16 protein-coding genes are annotated in these 17,428 nt (G+C 60.8%); 15 read left to right on the top strand and 1 reads right to left on the bottom strand.

Annotated features, from left to right (window positions below):
- Positions 1 to 8 precede the first annotated feature (8 nt).
- The 5 genes from cobN to cobJ are packed head-to-tail and all read left to right on the top strand — an operon-like array spanning position 9 to position 6,541.
- Positions 9 to 3,302, top strand: coding sequence for a cobaltochelatase subunit CobN (gene cobN, locus HW561_RS08245; RefSeq protein ID WP_176863508.1), 3,294 nt, complete (start codon positions 9 to 11; stop codon positions 3,300 to 3,302).
- Entirely contained in the window at positions 3,299 to 4,426 is a 1,128-nt protein-coding gene (locus tag HW561_RS08250; RefSeq protein ID WP_176863510.1) for a cobalamin biosynthesis protein CobG, read from the top strand. The genes cobN and HW561_RS08250 overlap by 4 nt, the downstream gene beginning before the upstream one ends.
- Positions 4,426 to 5,055 carry a precorrin-8X methylmutase gene (locus HW561_RS08255; protein ID WP_176863512.1) on the top strand — a complete coding sequence of 210 codons (630 nt, stop codon included), beginning with the start codon at positions 4,426 to 4,428 and terminating at the stop codon, positions 5,053 to 5,055. Before HW561_RS08250 ends, HW561_RS08255 begins: the two co-directional genes overlap by 1 nt.
- Positions 5,052 to 5,780: a precorrin-2 C(20)-methyltransferase gene (locus HW561_RS08260; protein ID WP_176863514.1), complete on the top strand. Its 729-nt coding sequence runs from the start codon at positions 5,052 to 5,054 to the stop codon at positions 5,778 to 5,780. The genes HW561_RS08255 and HW561_RS08260 overlap by 4 nt, the downstream gene beginning before the upstream one ends.
- On the top strand, positions 5,777 to 6,541 hold the full coding sequence (gene cobJ / locus HW561_RS08265; RefSeq protein ID WP_176863516.1) for a precorrin-3B C(17)-methyltransferase: 765 nt from the start codon (positions 5,777 to 5,779) through the stop codon (positions 6,539 to 6,541). Before HW561_RS08260 ends, cobJ begins: the two co-directional genes overlap by 4 nt.
- Here the strand turns inward: cobJ and HW561_RS08270 are convergent.
- Complete coding sequence (locus HW561_RS08270; protein WP_176863518.1) at positions 6,532 to 7,263, bottom strand: cobalt-precorrin-6A reductase; 732 nt, start codon at positions 7,261 to 7,263, stop codon at positions 6,532 to 6,534. The two genes, cobJ and HW561_RS08270, sit on opposite strands and share 10 nt — an antisense overlap.
- On the opposite strand from HW561_RS08270, the gene cbiE reads away from it, so the two are divergent.
- The 10 genes from cbiE to HW561_RS08320 all read left to right on the top strand — a co-directional run bounded on the left by cbiE (position 7,262) and on the right by HW561_RS08320 (position 17,426).
- Positions 7,262 to 8,461 (top strand): precorrin-6y C5,15-methyltransferase (decarboxylating) subunit CbiE, encoded by a 1,200-nt coding sequence (gene cbiE, locus HW561_RS08275; RefSeq protein ID WP_176863520.1) that lies wholly within the window; start codon positions 7,262 to 7,264, stop codon positions 8,459 to 8,461. The genes HW561_RS08270 and cbiE overlap by 2 nt on opposite strands.
- On the top strand, positions 8,458 to 8,826 hold the full coding sequence (locus HW561_RS08280; RefSeq protein WP_176863698.1) for a cobalamin biosynthesis protein: 369 nt from the start codon (positions 8,458 to 8,460) through the stop codon (positions 8,824 to 8,826). The genes cbiE and HW561_RS08280 overlap by 4 nt, the downstream gene beginning before the upstream one ends.
- A complete protein-coding gene (gene cobM, locus HW561_RS08285) occupies positions 8,823 to 9,617 on the top strand; it encodes a precorrin-4 C(11)-methyltransferase (protein ID WP_176863522.1) in 795 nt (264 codons plus the stop codon). Before HW561_RS08280 ends, cobM begins: the two co-directional genes overlap by 4 nt.
- Positions 9,604 to 10,926, top strand: a complete 1,323-nt coding sequence (locus HW561_RS08290) for a cobyrinate a,c-diamide synthase (RefSeq protein ID WP_176863524.1) — start codon at positions 9,604 to 9,606, stop codon at positions 10,924 to 10,926. Before cobM ends, HW561_RS08290 begins: the two co-directional genes overlap by 14 nt.
- Positions 10,923 to 11,651 (top strand): uroporphyrinogen-III C-methyltransferase, encoded by a 729-nt coding sequence (cobA, locus tag HW561_RS08295; protein WP_176863526.1) that lies wholly within the window; start codon positions 10,923 to 10,925, stop codon positions 11,649 to 11,651. The genes HW561_RS08290 and cobA overlap by 4 nt, the downstream gene beginning before the upstream one ends.
- Entirely contained in the window at positions 11,644 to 12,387 is a 744-nt protein-coding gene (gene cobF, locus HW561_RS08300; RefSeq protein WP_176863528.1) for a precorrin-6A synthase (deacetylating), read from the top strand. Before cobA ends, cobF begins: the two co-directional genes overlap by 8 nt.
- A gap of 160 nt (positions 12,388 to 12,547) precedes the next feature.
- Positions 12,548 to 13,006 carry a DUF302 domain-containing protein gene (locus tag HW561_RS08305; RefSeq protein WP_176863530.1) on the top strand — a complete coding sequence of 153 codons (459 nt, stop codon included), beginning with the start codon at positions 12,548 to 12,550 and terminating at the stop codon, positions 13,004 to 13,006.
- Positions 13,007 to 13,085: 79 nt separating this feature from the next.
- Positions 13,086 to 14,705, top strand: coding sequence for a thiamine pyrophosphate-binding protein (locus tag HW561_RS08310; protein WP_176863532.1), 1,620 nt, complete (start codon positions 13,086 to 13,088; stop codon positions 14,703 to 14,705).
- The gene (locus HW561_RS08315) at positions 14,692 to 15,876 is read left to right on the top strand and encodes a CaiB/BaiF CoA transferase family protein (protein WP_176863534.1); all 1,185 of its coding nucleotides are present in this window, start codon (positions 14,692 to 14,694) and stop codon (positions 15,874 to 15,876) included. Before HW561_RS08310 ends, HW561_RS08315 begins: the two co-directional genes overlap by 14 nt.
- 179 nt (positions 15,877 to 16,055) lie before the next feature.
- On the top strand, positions 16,056 to 17,426 hold the full coding sequence (locus tag HW561_RS08320) for a tetratricopeptide repeat protein (RefSeq protein ID WP_176863536.1): 1,371 nt from the start codon (positions 16,056 to 16,058) through the stop codon (positions 17,424 to 17,426).
- Positions 17,427 to 17,428 lie beyond the last annotated feature (2 nt).

Genomic DNA, 17,428 nt, shown 5'->3' on the forward strand with positions numbered 1-17,428 from the left:
CCACTTAGATGCACGTCGTCTTTCGCGAAAGCCACGGGTTGGAAGAAACCGATACCCCGACCGATCTGGGCCAGAGCCCGGCGGATCTGGTGGTGTTGTCTTTTTCTGACAGCGATCTCGGTGCTTTCGCGGCAGGCTGGCATCGCGGCGGCGGGCCCGAGGGGCGGATGCCGACCCTGCGGCTGGCCAATCTGACGGCACTGAAACATCCGCTGTCTGTCGACACCTATGTCGAGCAAACGCTTGAGGGCGCGCAAGGTATTCTGATCCGACTGATCGGTGGGGTGCCCTATTGGTCCTACGGCTTGCAGCAGGTTCTGGCGTTGGCGCAAGCAAAAGGCATTGCGCTGGCCGTGCTGCCTGCCGATGGGCGCGAAGATACGCGGCTGGACGAGTATTCCACCCTGCCGGTCTCGACCCTGCGGCGGCTGGCGCATCTGTGTGACACCGGCGGCGAAGTTGCCGCGCAGGCCGCATTGGCGCAGATGGCGCTGGCTGCGGGGCTTTATGCCGGGCCAGTGATGGGGGCCAAAACACTGCCTGAATGCGGTGCATGGTGTCCGGATCGTGGTGTGAATCCGGCTGAGACCGCATTCGACGGCGACGCCCACCGTATCCTCGTGACTTTCTATCGGGCCTATCTGACCTCGGCAGATACAGCTGCCGTCACAGCGCTGATCCACAGTTTGCGCGCACGCGGGTTCAACGCCGTCGGATTATTTGCGCCGTCCCTCAAGGCACCTGCCTCTGCCGAATGGCTGCGCGAACATGTTGTTTCCCTACGCCCATCTGCAATCATCAACGCGACATCCTTCTCTGGCAAAGGGGCATCTGGAACGTCGCCGCTGGACGCCGCCGGGGTACCTGTGTTTCAGGTCGCGCTGGCGACGTCACGCCGCAAGGCATGGGTCGAAGCAGAACGAGGCCTGTCCCCCGCCGACCTCGCGATGCACGTGGTCCTGCCCGAAGTGGACGGGCGCATTTCGGCAGGAATCGCCTCGTTCAAGGAGCCGGGCAGACGCGACCCGCATCTGGAATATTCGCGTTTTGCCCATCGCGCTGAACCAGAGCGGATCGAGGCCATTGTAGACCGCGTATCCGGTTGGCTGAACCTCGGCAACAAGCCCAAGTTCAACCAAGTGCCCGCGCTGGTTTTGTCGACCTATCCCGGCAAAGATTGGCAAATGGCCCACGCAGTCGGGCTGGATGCACTGGCCTCAGCCGAGGCGATGCTGGCCGACCTGCAAAGCGAAGGTTACGACACAGCCCCTGCCGAGCCGCTTGCAGACACATTGCTGGACGCACGAATTTCATGGCCTCTGGAAGATTATCTGGCAGAACTTGCTGACCTTCCAGAGCAGTTGCGAGACGACCTCGAAACCGTCTGGGGCAGGCCAGAGAATGACACCGCTTGCGCCGAATACGCGTTCCATTTCACCGCTGTCAGACGCGGCAAGGCCATAATCGCTCTGCAGCCCGAACGCGGCACGCCCGAGCGTCGCGATGATGAATATCATGACCTGTCCCGCACCCCCCGGCACGGATACGTCGCCTTTTATCTGTGGCTACGGAAGGCACTTGGGGCTGACGCTCTGATCCACATCGGCGCGCATGGCACGTTGGAATGGCTGCCGGGAAAATCAGTTGCGCTATCCGCTGAATGCTGGCCCGAGGCACTGATCCGAGATCTGCCCGTTATCTATCCGTTCATCGTCAATGACCCCGGCGAGGCCGCGCAGGCCAAGCGTCGGATCGGGGCTGTCACGTTGGGCCACATCCCGCCTCCTATGAAGCAAAGCAGCACGCCGGACCGGATGGTCCGACTGGAATCGCTGTTGGATGAATTCTCGAACGCCGACGGGCTCGACCCCCGACGCCGCGATCGGTTGCAGGCAGACATCCGGGACGAGGCTCAGGCCATCGGGCTGGAGAACGATCTGGGCTTGGGTCAGGCCACCAGCACCGCCGAGGCAATCACCCGTATCGATCGCTTTGTCTGTGATATCAAGGAAAGCCAGTTCGGCGACGGATTGCACATCTTTGGCCGCGCGCCCGAAGTTGCAGGTAACTTCGACGCCGCGCCGTCGGCGCATGCCGAGCGGCAAGCGTTACTTGACGCTCTGGCAGGGAAACGGATCGAAGCTGGCCCCTCAGGTTCACCCTATCGCGGTCGGTCGGATGTGCTGCCAACCGGGCGCAACCTTTATACAACCGATCCTCGTTCTGTTCCGACCCGCGCAGCCTACACGCAGGGGGTAAAACTGGCCGAGGAACTGGTCCGGCGCCACCTTCAGGAGGAAGGCGATTACCCAAAGGGGTTGATTGTCGATCTTTGGGGGTCCGCCACAATGCGTACCGCAGGCGAAGAATTCGCAATGGCGCTGTACCTGCTTGGGGTAAAACCTGTCTGGGATGCCGGGTCCGAACGGGTTTCGGGCATCGAGGTTCTGCCGATCACCGATCTGGACCGTCCGCGCCTGGATGTAACCCTGCGCGTGTCGGGTCTGTTCCGGGACGTGTTCCCTACCCTGTCAGCCTTGTACGGTCAGGCGGTCCGAGCCTTGTCGGACCGCGACGAGGCCCCGGATTGGAACCCTTACGCGGGCAAAACTCCTGCCGTTCGGGTCTATGGACCTGCGCCCGGCAGCTATGGCCTGAACATGACCCAGTTGTCCGAGACCTACACGGATGAGGCCCGCGAGCAGGCCGGGCAGGCTTGGCTGGATGCCAGTTCATACGCGCTGGAAGGTGAACATATCGCTCAGGACGTCGAAGGCATCATCCAGCGCGTTTCCGACGCCGACAGCTTTGTTCACCTGCAGGACCTAACCGAAACCGACCTGCTTCTGGCCAATGACTACGCAACACATGAGGCCGGATTCGCGGCAGCCAAGAAAGTCACCGGCGGCACCGCACAGCTGTATCATCTGGACAACACAAATCCGGACACGCCCCGCGCCCGCACCCTGCCGGAGGAAATCAGCCGCGTGGTCCATGCCCGCGCCGCTAATCCTCAGTGGATTGCGGGGATGAGGCGACACGGTTTCCGTGGGGCAGCCGAGATTGCGGCGACACTGGATCACATGGCCTCGTTCGCGCATCTTTCGGGTACAGTCGCACCGCATCTGTTCGACCTCTACCACGATGCAACATTGGGAGACGCAGAGGTGGATGCCTTCCTGCAGGAAGCAAATCCACAGGCCTATCAAGCCATGCAAGACAAGTTCCGGGCTCTGCTGGATGCCGGGCTGTGGACCACGCGCCGAAACTCGATCCGGGCCGATCTGGAGGGTTTGGGATGAGTGACCCCGTCGTTCAGGGCTGGTGCCCCGGTGCGCATCGTCCGATGATGTCGGGTGACGGGTTGGTGGTGCGGGTGCGACCACGGCTGGCGCGCCTGACAGCGGAACAAACTCTGGGGCTTTGTGATCTGGCGGACCGGTTCGGCAATGGCACCATCGACCTGACCAACCGCGCAAACCTGCAATTGCGTGGTGTGGATGAACAGGATCACCAGCCTTTGCTGAAAGAGCTGGCCGCACTGAACCTGCTGGACGCCGAACCCGGGATCGAAGTGCGGCGAAACATTCTGGTCTCACCCATGTATGAGACCGGCGATCTGACAGCGCGGCTGGCTCAGGAATTGACCGACCGGCTGGAAGAATTGCCCGCGTTGCCAGCCAAGTTTGGATTTGCCATCGATACCGGAGTTGATCGTCTACTGTCCGGTGACTCGGCCGATATCCGGTTCGAATGTAATGCGGAAGGGCTGATCCTCCGGGCGGACGGTGCGGAAACCGGGTGTACTGTGACCGAAGGGCAAGCCATTGATCAGTTGATCGCGATGGCGAACTGGTTCTCAAGCAATTTCACCTCGGACACCCGTCGCATGGCACGATTGATCGCGGCCATTGGTCTACCGTCAGAGTGGCAAGGCGAGCAGCCCGGCGCAATTGGTACGCCGCTGCGACCCGGACCTTGCAATACCGGGCCTCTTTATGGCGCACCCTTTGGTCAATTACCCGCAAAAGACCTGTACGATCTTGTTGATTCCTCAGGCGCAATCGCGCTGCGCGTCACTCCGTGGCGGCTGATCCTGCTGGAAGGCGGGGCGGCGATACCTACTGCAACCTTTGTCTCAAATGGCACCGACCCGCTGATGACAACCGACGCCTGCCCAGGCGCCCCCTTCTGCCCGCAGGCGCATGTTGAAACCCGCGAAATTGCGCGGGCCTTAGCCCCACACGTCTGTGGCAGCCTGCATGTTTCAGGCTGCGCCAAAGGATGTGCCCGTATGGGGTCTGCTGATGTCACTTTGGTGGGCAACGCCGGACGATTTGATCTTGTCAAACAAGGCTGCGCAGGGGATGAGCCCTGCCAGCACGGGCTGACCCCCGAAACACTTATGACCATGGACCTGACCTGATGCCCTATGAATACGAAACCAATGGCGCGGCGATCTACAAACAGTCTTTCGCCACGATCCGGTCCGAGGCCGACCTTGCCCGTTTTGAGCCCGACGAAGAACAGGTCGCCGTCCGCATGATCCATGCCGCAGGGATGGTGGGCCTTGAAGAGTTCGTACATTTCTCGCCGGGTTTCGTTCCGGCTGCCCGCACCGCACTGGAAAACGGCGCACCTATCCTGTGCGACGCACGCATGGTCAGCGAAGGTGTGACACGGTTCCGCCTGCCCGTTGACAATGAGGTCGTCTGCACCTTGCACGACGAACGCGTTCGCCCACTAGCTGCCGAGATGAGCAACACCCGCTCCGCTGCCGCGTTAGAACTGTGGCGACCCAAGTTGGAAGGCGCTGTCGTCGCTATCGGAAATGCGCCTACAGCCCTGTTCCATCTGTTGAACATGCTGGAAGACCCCGACTGCCCGCGCCCTGCTGCAATCATTGGTTGCCCTGTTGGTTTCGTCGGCGCGGTCGAATCCAAAGACGCCCTGTGGGAGGCGCAACCGGTTCCCTCGTGCATCGTCAAAGGCCGTCTGGGCGGCAGTGCCATCACCGTGGCCGCAATCAACGCCATCGCGAGCCGGGCAGAATGAGCGTGGGCAAGATATACGGCGTCGGCCTTGGCCCCGGCGATCCCGACCTGATGAGCGTTCGAGCCGACCGCCTGCTGCGTAACGCGCGCCACGTGGCCTTCTTTCGTAAGCCCGGCCGCAGCGGTCAGGCACGCAAGATCGTCAATGGAATGATCCCCGGAGATGCCATCGAATTTCCGATGGAATACCCCGTTACTACCGAAATCCCCGTGACGGATCCGCGCTATAACGAATTGCTTGCCGCCTTCTACAAGGACTGCGCCACCCATCTGAAAACACTGACAGAACAGGGTGAAGACGTCGTCGTATTGTGTGAGGGCGATCCATTTTTCTATGGATCATTCATGCACCTTTATAGTCGCTTGCGAGACGAAGCTAACGTGGAAGTCGTTCCTGCCATCACCGGCATGTCAGGCGCATGGACGGCAACGGGTGATCCGATCACCTGGGGTGACGATGTGCTGACTATTCTCATGGGCACTCTGCCGGAGGACGATCTGGCTCACCGCATGGCGCAGACGGACGCTTTGGTTGTGATGAAGATCGGTCGCAACATCGACAAGGTGAAACGAGCGCTGAAAACTGCGGAACTCTATGATCGCGCATGGATCGTGGAATACGCACAGATGCCCGACCAGACCGTTACGAAACTGTCGGAAGCCTGCGATAAGGTCACACCCTATTTCTCGATCATCATCGTGCATGGTCAGGGACGGCGGCCATGAGTGGCTGGGTCAAGATCGCCGGCCTTGGTCCCGGCAATGAAGATCTGGTGACACCCGAAGTCACGGCGGCGCTGGCAGAGGCCACGGACGTTGTGGGATATATCCCTTATGTTGCGCGCGTGGCGGAACGCGAGGGGCTGACCCTGCATGCCAGCGATAACCGGGTTGAGATCGACCGGTCTCAACATGCCTTGCAGATGGCGGCTGAAGGCAAGCGGGTCGTTGTCGTGTCCTCTGGTGATCCCGGGGTCTTTGCCATGGCTGCCGCGGTCTTTGAAGCCTTGGAAAACGGTCCTTCGAACTGGCGATCGATTCCTATCGACGTCTTGCCCGGAATAACGGCGATGCTGGCAGCTTCTGCGCGCGCCGGGGCGCCCTTGGGTCATGATTTCTGCGCCATAAACCTCAGCGATAACCTCAAGCCATGGTCGCTGGTCGAGAAACGCCTGCGTCTGGCTGCGCAGGCCGATTTCGCCATGGCGTTCTACAATCCCCGCTCGAAATCTCGGCCAGAAGGATTTGTAAAAACACTGGAAATCCTGCGCGAGGAATGTGAACCGGAACGCCTGATCCTGTTCGCACGCGCCGTGTCACGCCCGGACGAGGCTATCCGCATCGCAACACTGGCCGAGGCGACGCCAGATATGGCAGACATGCAAACCGTGGTAATCGTTGGGTCTTCGCTTACCCGGGTGATCGAGCGGGAAGGCGCACCAATTGTCTATACTCCGAGGTTCACCCCAGCCAAGGATCACGAATGAGCCAGCCAGTCCAGCACCTGTGCCACGCTCGACAGCTCGGTCCTCTGCGGCAGGGCCGGACGGTCGATCATCAGCACCGGCACGCCCTGCGCCCGCGCAGCGTCCAGCTTGGCGCGCGCGCCGGCGCCGCCTGCGTTTTTGGACACCACCAATTCAATGTGATGGCGTTGTATCAGCGCCAGATCGTCCTCGACTGTGAACGGTCCACGCGACACGACCACATCGCAATTCGGCAAGGGCAATCCTGCGGGCTCATCAACCAGTCGCAACAGGTAATGATGTTGTGGTTGGGCGGCGAACTCCTCAAGATGCATTCGTCCCACAGCCAAAAAGACGCGCTGTGCAGATCGATCCAACGTTGCAACAGCCGCCGGGATATCAGAGACCCGATACCAACGATCCCCGTCTTGCGGGGTCCAGGCGGGCCGGGTCAACGCCACAAGCGGTGTACTTGTCTCGTGACACGCCGCTACAGCATTCCCGCTCATCCGCGCCGCAAAGGGATGCGTCGCATCAATGACATGGCTGATCCCGTGATCCCGAATATAGCACACCAGCCCGTCAACACCACCAAACCCACCAACGCGCACCGGCAGGGGTTGCGAACGCGGCGTTTCCACACGTCCTGCATAGGAATACGTCGCCGGGATACCACGGTCAGCAATGGCACGGGCCAGAGCATTGGCCTCGGTCGTGCCACCAAGGATCAGGAGATTGGTCATGCATGAGGCTCCGTGGCTGACCGTTTTGGGATTGGGCGAAGATGGACTGGATGGCCTGTCACCCGCAAGCCGTCAAGTGCTGGAGCGGGCCGAGGTTATCATGGGCCCGCCGCGCCACCTGTCACTGATCCCGGACACTGGCGCCGAGCGGATCGCATGGCCGGTTCCGTTTGCCGAAGGCCTGCCGATCCTGACCGGTTTGCGCGGACGGCGCACGGCGGTCCTGGCCTCGGGTGATCCGTTCTGGTTTGGCGCGGGTTCGGTGATCGCACGCAATTTCGACGCCGGAGAATGGACCGCCCTGCCCGGCCAATCGACCTTTTCGTTGGCCGCCGCACAGTTGGGTTGGCCACTTGAAACTACACAGACCTTTGGGCTGCACGCAGCCCCCCTGACCCGTCTGAGGCCCCACCTGTCGCCGGGGTTGCGGGCAATCCTGCTGTTGCGCGACGGGCCAGCGGTAACCGAGCTTGCGACATATCTGTCCGAGACCGGCTTTGCCGATACCATGCTGCATGTCATGGAGGCGCTTGGCGGCCCGCGCGAACGCGCGCGCAGTGTCTCCCTGACCGAGGCCTTACTGGGTTCGTTTGAACATCCCGTTTGTGTTGGGCTGGAAGTCGCAGGTGAAGGGCGCGCCGTTCCCAAGGCATCCGGCAAACCGGACGACATTTTCGAGACCGACGGTCAGATCACCAAACGCCCGATCCGCGCCCTGACTTTGTCGGCGCTGGCGCCGCGTCGGGATGAGCATCTGTGGGATATCGGCGGCGGAACCGGGTCTATCAGCATTGAATGGCTGATGTGTGATCCGACCCTGACAGCCACCTCGATTGAGCCGCGCGAAGATCGGGTCGACCGAATTCGACGCAACGCGGACACGCTGGGGCAGGATCGGCTGGAGGTTGTGCATGGAACTGCGCCAGATGCGTTGGCGGGATTGACCCCGCCAGATGTGGTGTTCATCGGTGGCGGTCTCAGCGCTGCATTGCTGGATTGGCTGCACGTCCACTTGCCCACCGGCACGCGGCTTGTCGCCAATGCGGTGACGTTGGAAAGCGAAGCTTTGCTGGCGCAATGGCACGAGAAGCTGGGCGGAGACCTGCTACGCATCGAACTGGCGCACGCTGGCGCTCTGGGGCCTCGACGCGGCTGGAAATCTGCCTATCCGGTGGTGCAGTGGAGCGTGACCTTATGATCGTCGCAGGCCTCGGTTTTTCGTCTACTGCCACGGCGGACAGCCTGCGCTCGGCGTTCAATGTCGCATCCGTGGGGCATCGCGTGGACGCATTGGCGACGGTCGCTGAAAAAATGGGTAACGCCGCCCTGACAGATTTCGCCGAGGCGATTGCGCTGCCCGTGCATTTCATCGCGCCTGACGACCTGATCGGACAGCGCACACTTACATGCTCGCCCCGCAGTCGCGCCACCCATGGCACCGGCAGCGTGGCAGAGGCATCCGCCCTTGCCGCCGCCGGATTCGGCGCGCGGCTGCTTTCACCCAGACACATCTCGGACGACCGGCTTGCAACCTGCGCCGTCGCCATCGGAGGACAAACATGACCGTACATTTCATCGGTGCCGGACCGGGCGCCGCCGACCTGTTGACCTTGCGTGGACGCGATATCATCGCGTCCTGCCCGGTCTGCCTGTACGCGGGGTCGCTGGTACCAGACGAGATTTTGGGCCATTGCCCGGAGGGCGCGCGAATTGTGAACACCGCATCGATGGATCTGGATCAGATCATGGCCGAGATCAAAACCGCCCATGAGGCCGGTCATGACATAGCCCGGCTGCATTCGGGCGACCTGTCCGTCTGGTCCGCTATGGGTGAACAAATTCGACGGTTGAAGGACATGGGCATTCCAGTCAGCGTGACCCCCGGTGTGCCGTCCTTTGCGGCGGCGGCTGCTGCGTTGGGTACCGAATTGACCCTGCCCGGACTGGCGCAATCAGTGGTTCTGACACGGACACCGGGGCGCGCGTCATCCATGCCCGAAGGCGAGACGCTGGCGAACTTTGCCCGTACCGGGGCGACGCTGGCTATTCATCTGTCGATCGGCAATCTGGACAAGGTGATCGCCGATCTGACCCCGGCCTATGGTGCGGACTGTCCGGTGGCCGTCGTGTACCGGGTCAGTTGGCCGGATGAGCGCATCATCCGCGCAACACTCGAGACGTTGAAGGGCGCTCTGGACGCAAGTATTTCGCGCACCGCCCTAATCATGGTCGGCCCCGCGCTGGCAGGCGAAGGGTTCGACGAAAGCTGCCTTTATTCCAAAACCTATGACCGCAGGTATCGCCCGCAAAGCGCCGACAGCCCTTGGTCAAGCTGGAGCCATGGCGATGATTAATCCCCCCGGCCTTTTAATTTCTGCCCCCTCTTCGGGCACCGGCAAAACCACCGTGATGCTGGGCCTTTTGCGGGCTCTGGCCGAAGATGGAATGACAGTTCAGCCGTTCAAAAGCGGACCGGATTATATCGACCCGGCCTTTCATCGGGCAGCAGCGGGCCGGGCCTCGTTCAATCTGGACAGTTGGGCGATGGGTGAGCCGTTGTTGAACGCAATCTCTGCTCAGGCCGAGGGCGCGGATATCGTCGTTGCCGAGGGCTCGATGGGCTTGTTCGACGGCGTCGCCAAGCCCGGAGAGTTGGGCCATGGGTCCAGCGCCGAAACTGCCCTACGCATGGGCTGGCCGGTGGTTTTGGTGTTGGATGTCGGCGGACAAGCGCAGTCGGCAGCAGCCACAGCGCTGGGGTTTCGGATGTACAACCCCGATTTACCTTTTGCAGGCGTGATCTTGAATCGGTGCGCCAGTCCGAGGCACGAACGCCTGACCCGACTGGGAATGGAACGCGCGGGCCTGCCGGTTCTGGGCGTATTGCCACGTCGTGGGGATCTGACCCTGCCGGAACGGCATCTGGGCCTGATCCAAGCCGTCGAGCATCCGGATCTGGAAACCGCCATTGCCGGGTATGCGACGTTTCTGCGCGAGCATGTGGATCTTGAGGCGATCAAGCGGGCGGCTTCCTCGAGCCCCAAGGGGCCGTCGTCAGCCGCGCTGCCGCGACCTCCGGCGCAGCGGATCGCGCTGGCACAGGATGCGGCGTTTTCCTTTACTTATCCGCATCTTCTTGAAGGGTGGCGGGCTGCCGGGGCTGAGGTTCTGCCATTTTCTCCGCTGGCCAATGAAGCCCCCGCGAAGGAAGCTGACCTTGTTTGGCTACCCGGCGGATATCCGGAACTTCACGCAGGTTCGCTGGCCGCCGCAGAGACATTTCTGACCGGGCTGCGGAACCATGCTGAAGCCAAGCCGGTCCACGGCGAATGCGGTGGCTACATGACATTGGGCGAAGGCCTGATCGACAAGGATGGAATCCAGCACCGGATGGCCGGCCTTCTGGGTCTTGTGACCTCATATGAAAAACGCAAATTCAATCTGGGCTATCGCAAGGCAGAATTGCTGGCGCCGATGCCGGGGCTCGCCACAGGTTCGGCCCTGCGGGGGCATGAGTTCCATTATTCGTCAATCGTCGAGCAACCTGACACCCCGTTGGCTCGGGTGTTTGACGCCGAAGGGACAGAAGGACCCCAGACTGGTTCCGTACGCGGCAACGTGACCGGTACGTTCTTTCACCTGATCGCGGAAGCATCGGCATGAGCGGCTTTGTTTCGTTCATCGGCTCAGGCCCCGGTGATCCAGAGCTGTTGACCCTAAAGGCTGTGGATCGGATGCAAAAGGCCGATGCGGTTCTGTTCGACGACCTGAGCAGCGGGCCAATCCTGACCCATGCACGCGAAGGGGCCGATTTGGTCGGGGTCGGCAAACGCGCTGGACGCCCCTCACCCAAGCAGGACCACGTAAGCCGGCTGCTGGTGGATTACGCCGAGACCGGTGCACATGTCGTGCGCCTGAAATCCGGTGATGGCGGGATGTTCGGTCGGTTGGAAGAAGAACTGGTCGCTTTGAAAGCCGCCGGGATCGAGTACGAGATCATTCCGGGCATCCCTTCGGCCATCGCCGCCGCCGCCGCGGCCGGTATTCCATTGACCCGACGGCTTACGGCGCGGCGGGTTCAGTTCGTGACCGGCCATGATGTCAGCGGCAAACTGCCTGAAGACCTGAACCTGACCGCGTTGGCCGACGCGGGGGCGACCACGGTTGTTTTCATGGGCAAGCGGACGTTCCCGTTACTGGTGGATGCGCTGCATGAACATGGGCTGCCTTTGGATACACCCGCGCTTATGGCGGAATCGGTCTCGACGCCGGATCAGGCTTTGCACCGGTCGACGATCGGCGATCTTTCGACCAAGCTGCAATCCGAAATCGGAACGGCTCCGGCACTGATCCTGTACGGTCCGCTGGCGGAGTTCGACAATGTATGAGCTGACCCTGATTGGCATTGGCACCGGCAACCCCGATCACGTGACCTATCAGGGCGCGCAGGCCATACGCGCGGCGGACCTGATCCTGATCCCCCGCAAGGGCGAGAACAAGGCTGATCTGGCGGGCGTTCGCGAAGACATCATCTCGCACGTGACTGAGACGCCACCAAAGATCGCCTATTTCGACATCCCAAAACGTCGTGCGGATGACGGTTATCTGCGGGGCGTAGATGAGTGGCACGATGCTATCGCCTTATGTTGGCAGGAAGCGATCGCCGACTATCCTGACGCCCAACGGGTCGCCTTGCTGATCTGGGGCGATCCGTCGCTTTACGACAGCTCGCTGCGAATTGCTGCGCGGTTGGACCCGCAGCCGCGTAAAAAGGTGATTCCCGGCATCACCGCCCTGCAAGCGCTGACTGCGTCACACGCAATACCGATCAACGACATTGGCGCGCCCTATATCGTCACAACCGGCCGCCGCTTGCGCGACGAAGGCTGGCCCGATGTCGCATCAACCGTCGCCGTGATGCTGGACGGCGAATGCTCATTCCAAAGCCTACCGATGGCGGATTACGAGATCTGGTGGGGGGCTTATGTAGGGATGAAAGAAGAAATCCTGATCCGTGGACCTCTGGCCGACGTCGCGCAGGATATCATTCAGACCCGCGCCCTTGCTCGTTCTGATCACGGCTGGATCATGGACATCTATTTGCTGAAAAAGCGCGGGAACTGATCCAACACATCGCCCGGCAAAGGAGGTTTCTTTTCACCGTTTCCAAGGTGTTCACAGCCGCGACGCGAGCCAGATTCAATCGAACCCGGACGAGAATTTGAGTGCGCCCATACGTGATTTCTGGCATCAAACCCACAACCGAACTTGCGGAGGCACCCCGATGAAAGCTCTCTGGGCAATTGCATGTCTGCTGGTCACCCCTGCATGGGCCGACGAGCCCCTGTCGGGATGGGCTGTCTTTCAGACTGACAAAAGCTATGAAGAACTGGTGACGGACACCAAAGCTGCGGTCAAGGATAACGGGTTGATCGTTGTCACTCAGGCCGGGCCAACCAAGGCCGCCGCCGCGCGGGGGATCACCATTCCGGGCAATCTTGTGATCGGTGCCTTCAACAACGACTATGCCGTGCGGGTTCTTGAAACCTCGACTGCTGCCATGATTGAGGCACCTATCCGGTTCTATGTGACGGAAAACAACGACGGCACGGCGACACTGTCTTACAAAACGCCCAGCTTTGTATTCGCACCCTATGTTTATGAAGGGGGCAAAACGCTGACGGATATCGCCTCGGAACTGGACACAAAGTTTCAGGATGTGGCGGAAACCGCAGTCAAATAGTCACACTGACGTGATCCGTCTTGCGTCCGGGGGCTTCCTCCGCAATCTGCTTCGCAATGACCAATTCGGAGCATAACTGATGCAGGACCTCTCGCCCCGCGCCGCGGATCTTTTAGCTGAACGCCTTTATGAGGCAGGATGCCGCCACGCTTTTGGCATGCCAGGTGGCGAGGTTCTAACGCTGGTCGATGCGCTGGAAAAAGCCGGGATCACCTTTCATCTGGCCAAGCACGAAAATGCCGCCGGTTTCATGGCCGAGGCCGTGCATCATCGCGATGGTGCGCCTGCGATCCTGTTAGCTACACTTGGCCCCGGCGCGATGAACGGAATCAATGTGGTGGCCAACGCGCTGCAGGATCGGGTGCCGATGATCGTGCTGACCGGTTGTGTCGATACGGATGAGGCTCTGACCTACACCCATCAGGTCATGGACCACAGCCAAGTCTATCGTTCAATCACCAAGGGCACGTTCCTGATGACTGCCGAGGGTGCCGATATTATCGCGGACAAGGCCGTGTCGCTGGCCCTGCAGCCACGCCCCGGGCCGGTGCATATCGACGTGCCGATCTCGGTCGCCGATACCCGCGTTACGAATCCAAAACGGCGCAGACTGGCAAAACCCGCCGCCGTCGCCCCCAAAGGCAATTGTCTGGAGAAAGCGCGCCGCTGGGTGGCCGAGGCCGAGCGTCCGCTGGCAATCATCGGACTGGATGTTCTCAATGATGACTCGCGCTGCATCGTGCGGGCTTTTCTGGAACATTTCAGCATTCCCTTCGTGACCACCTACAAGGCAAAGGGAGTCGTGCCCGAGGATCACCCTTTATGCCTGGGCGGAGCCGGGCTGTCGCCACTGGCCGATAAACATCTGGTGCCCTTGGTGGAACAGGCCGATCTGATCCTGTGTCTGGGCTATGACCCAATCGAAATGCGCCCCGGCTGGCGCGAGATATGGGACCCGGAAGAAAAGCGCGCCATCGATATCTCGGCCGTGGTCAATGATCACTACATGCATCAGGCCGGGCTGAACCTGGTGGCCGATACCGGCACCACGCTGGAGGCCATGGCCAAAGGCAACCCCGCACGCGAGACATGGCCCGGTGATGAGCCTGCGCAGGTCAAGGCCGCGCTGGCGCGCGCCTTCCCGATGGATGATGACTGGGGACCGGCAGCGGTGATCGCCGAAACCCGCGCCGCCCTGCCGCCAGAAACGCTGGCCACCGCCGACAGCGGCGCCCATCGCATCCTGCTCAGCCAGATGTGGGAGTGTTCCGAGGCGCGTGGGCTGATCCAATCTTCGGCGCTGTGCACGATGGGCTGCGCGGTACCAATGGCCATTGGTCTGAAACTGGCCGAACCGGACCGCCCGGTGATCAGCTTTTCCGGCGATGCCGGGTTCCTGATGGTCGCCGGAGAGTTGTCGACCGCCGCCGAGATGGGTGGCAATCCGATCTTTCTGGTTTTTGTCGATGCCAGCCTTGCGCTGATCGAACTGAAACAGCGTCAGCGTCAGATGGGCAACCGGGGCGTGGATTTCGACCGCCACGACTATGCCGCCATAGGGCGTGCCTTTGGTGGCAATGGCCACACGGTACGCAATCGGGCGGAATTGCGCGCGGCGCTGGAACAGGCTGTACATTCCGAACAATTTACTGTTATTGCGGCCGAAATTGACCGCGGAGACTATGATGGCCGACTCTAATGGATCGCTAAAGGGTGTCAAGGTCCTGGACCTTTCTCGCATTCTGGCCGGGCCGACCTGCACCCAATTGCTGGGCGATCTGGGCGCCAGCGTCATCAAGATCGAAAATCCGGGCACAGGCGGTGATGACACGCGCCAATGGGGCCCTCCTTATGTTGCGGACGCCGAAGGCAACACAACGGACCTGAGTGCTTATTTCATGTCCGCCAACCGCAATAAGAAGTCCGTAGCCATTGATATCACCACGTCCGAGGGGCAATCTGAAATCAAAAGGCTGGCCGCGCACGCGGATATCCTGATCGAGAATTTCAAACCCGGCGGCCTGGCCAAATACGGCCTGGACTACAAAAGCCTGGCGCAGGAGCTTCCGGGCCTCGTGTATTGCTCCATCTCGGGTTACGGGCAGACCGGGCCGAATTCCAGCAAACCCGGCTATGACCTGATGGCGCAGGGGTATGGCGGGATCATGTCGCTGACCGGCGATCCGGACGGTGCGCCGATGAAAGTGGGCGTCGGCATCGCGGATGTAATGTGCGGCATGTACGCGGCGGTCGGCATTCTGGCCGCCCTGCGCCACCGGGATCTGACTGGCGAAGGTCAGCAGATCGACCTGGCCTTGGTCGATGCACAGATTGCGTGGCTGATCAATGAAGGCGTGAATTACCTGACCTCGGGCAATGTCCCCCAAAGGCGTGGCAACGGGCATCCCAACATCGTACCTTACGACGTCTATGAAACCGCCGATGGCCACGTCATTCTGGCGGTTGGAAACGACAGTCAGTTCAAACGCTTCTGCGATTTCATCGGACAGTCCGAACTTGCGGACGATCCGCGATTTGCGACCAACCCCGCGCGTCTGGAACACAGGGACGCACTAAACGCGGTTCTTCGCCCAGCATTGAAGAAACATGAGACGACCACAGTGATTGCCGAGCTTGAGACGCGGAAAGTTCCCGTCGGTCCGGTCCAGTCGCTCGATCAGGTGTTTGCAACAGATCAGGTTGCGGCTCGGCAGATGCAAATCTCGATGCAGGCCCAGCCTGGCGAGGTGCAATTGATCGGGAATCCTCTGAACCTGTCGCGCACACCCGTCACGTATCGAAACGCGCCACCGGTCTTTGGGGCCGACACCGAGGCCGTTCTGAACGTTGAAAATCCATTCGAGGATTGAAACACTTGCCCATTTCGGCGGCAACTTGCTGAAACATGCCCTTGAATCGGCGGTTTTTTTCGTTTTTTACGCACACAGGTTTTCACCAATTCGAGAGCAGGGTCGATACTGTTACGACCCGCCAGCACACTCTGCTAAATCGAACAGTGTGAAATATCGCAATCAGATTGGACCCGAGCATGAAGCAAGATATTTTTGGACAAATGAACACCCTGACCCAGCCGGCAAGTGTCGACGCCTGGAACGGTGTTCTGCTTGGGTTCATGGCACATTCGGCAGTCACTCCGCAACATCTGGGTAAAGTGCTCGAACTGGAACCCGACTTCGCCTTGGCTCATGCAGTCAAAGGTATGTTCATGGTTCTGCTGGGTCGGCGCGAAATGCTGCCGGTCGCGACCGAGGCGTTGGCGACTGCGAATGCCGCGATGAAGAAGCAACCTGTCTCGGCTCGGGAACGGCTGTATGTTGATGCGCTGGGATTGTGGTTGGCTGGTTACCCAACGAAAGCGACGCAGAAATTCGAAGAGGTTCTGCGCGATCACCCCCAAGACTCGCTGGCAATGAAGCTCAGCCACGCGACCCGTTTCGTGCTGGGCGATGCAGAAGGTATGCGACGGTCGATCGAACGTGTGATGCCTGCCTACGCTCCGGATCACCCCGGTCGTGGTTACCTGCTGGGCTGCCACTCATTTGCGCTGGAAGAGACTGGTGCGTATGAAAAGGCCGAAATCGCAGGACGTCAGGCGCTGTGGATGGTGTCTGATGATGCGTGGGGTCTGCATGCGGTTGCCCACGTGCACGAAATGACCGGAAACGCACAGCTGGGTCTGGACTGGCTGGCCGGGCGCGAGGACGCTTGGGCGCATTGCAACAACTTCCGCTATCACGTCTGGTGGCACAAGGCGCTGATGCATCTGGATTTGGGTCACGTCGATCATGTCATGGAACTTTATGACCAAAACATCCGACAGGACAAAACTGACGATTATCGGGATATCTCGAATGCCACTTCTTTGCTGTCGCGACTGGAGCTTGAGGGCGTCAATGTCGGCAATCGCTGGGAAGAACTGGCCGATCTCAGCGCTACGCGCACCGAGGATGGTTGCCTGATCTTTGCCGATCTGCACTATCTGTTGGCGCTGACCGGCGACAACCGCCCGGATGCCACCGCAAGAATGCTGAGCCGCATCCACAAGGACGCCAAGCAAGCCAACGATGACACTACGCAGCGCATGGCTGATCCAGGTCTTGCCGCAGCATTGGGGCTTGAGGCGTTCGGCGACGGGCAATACGGCACCGCCTTTGATCATCTTTCCACCGCGCGCGGTTCGATGCAGCTGGCTGGCGGCAGCCATGCCCAGCGCGATGTGTTCGAACGCATCACCATCGATTCCGGCTTGCGCGCCGGGCGTTTGGACGCAGTCGAGCGCATTCTGGACGACCGTCGCGCCAAACGCGCCGGAGGCGAAGATAACTACGCCCTTGCGCGCCGCACCCTGATCGCAGCGGCCCGCGACAGCGGCGACGCACAAAGCGTCCCCGCCGAATAACA

The organism is Ruegeria haliotis (assembly GCF_013377785.1).
Lineage (GTDB): Bacteria > Pseudomonadota > Alphaproteobacteria > Rhodobacterales > Rhodobacteraceae > Ruegeria > Ruegeria haliotis.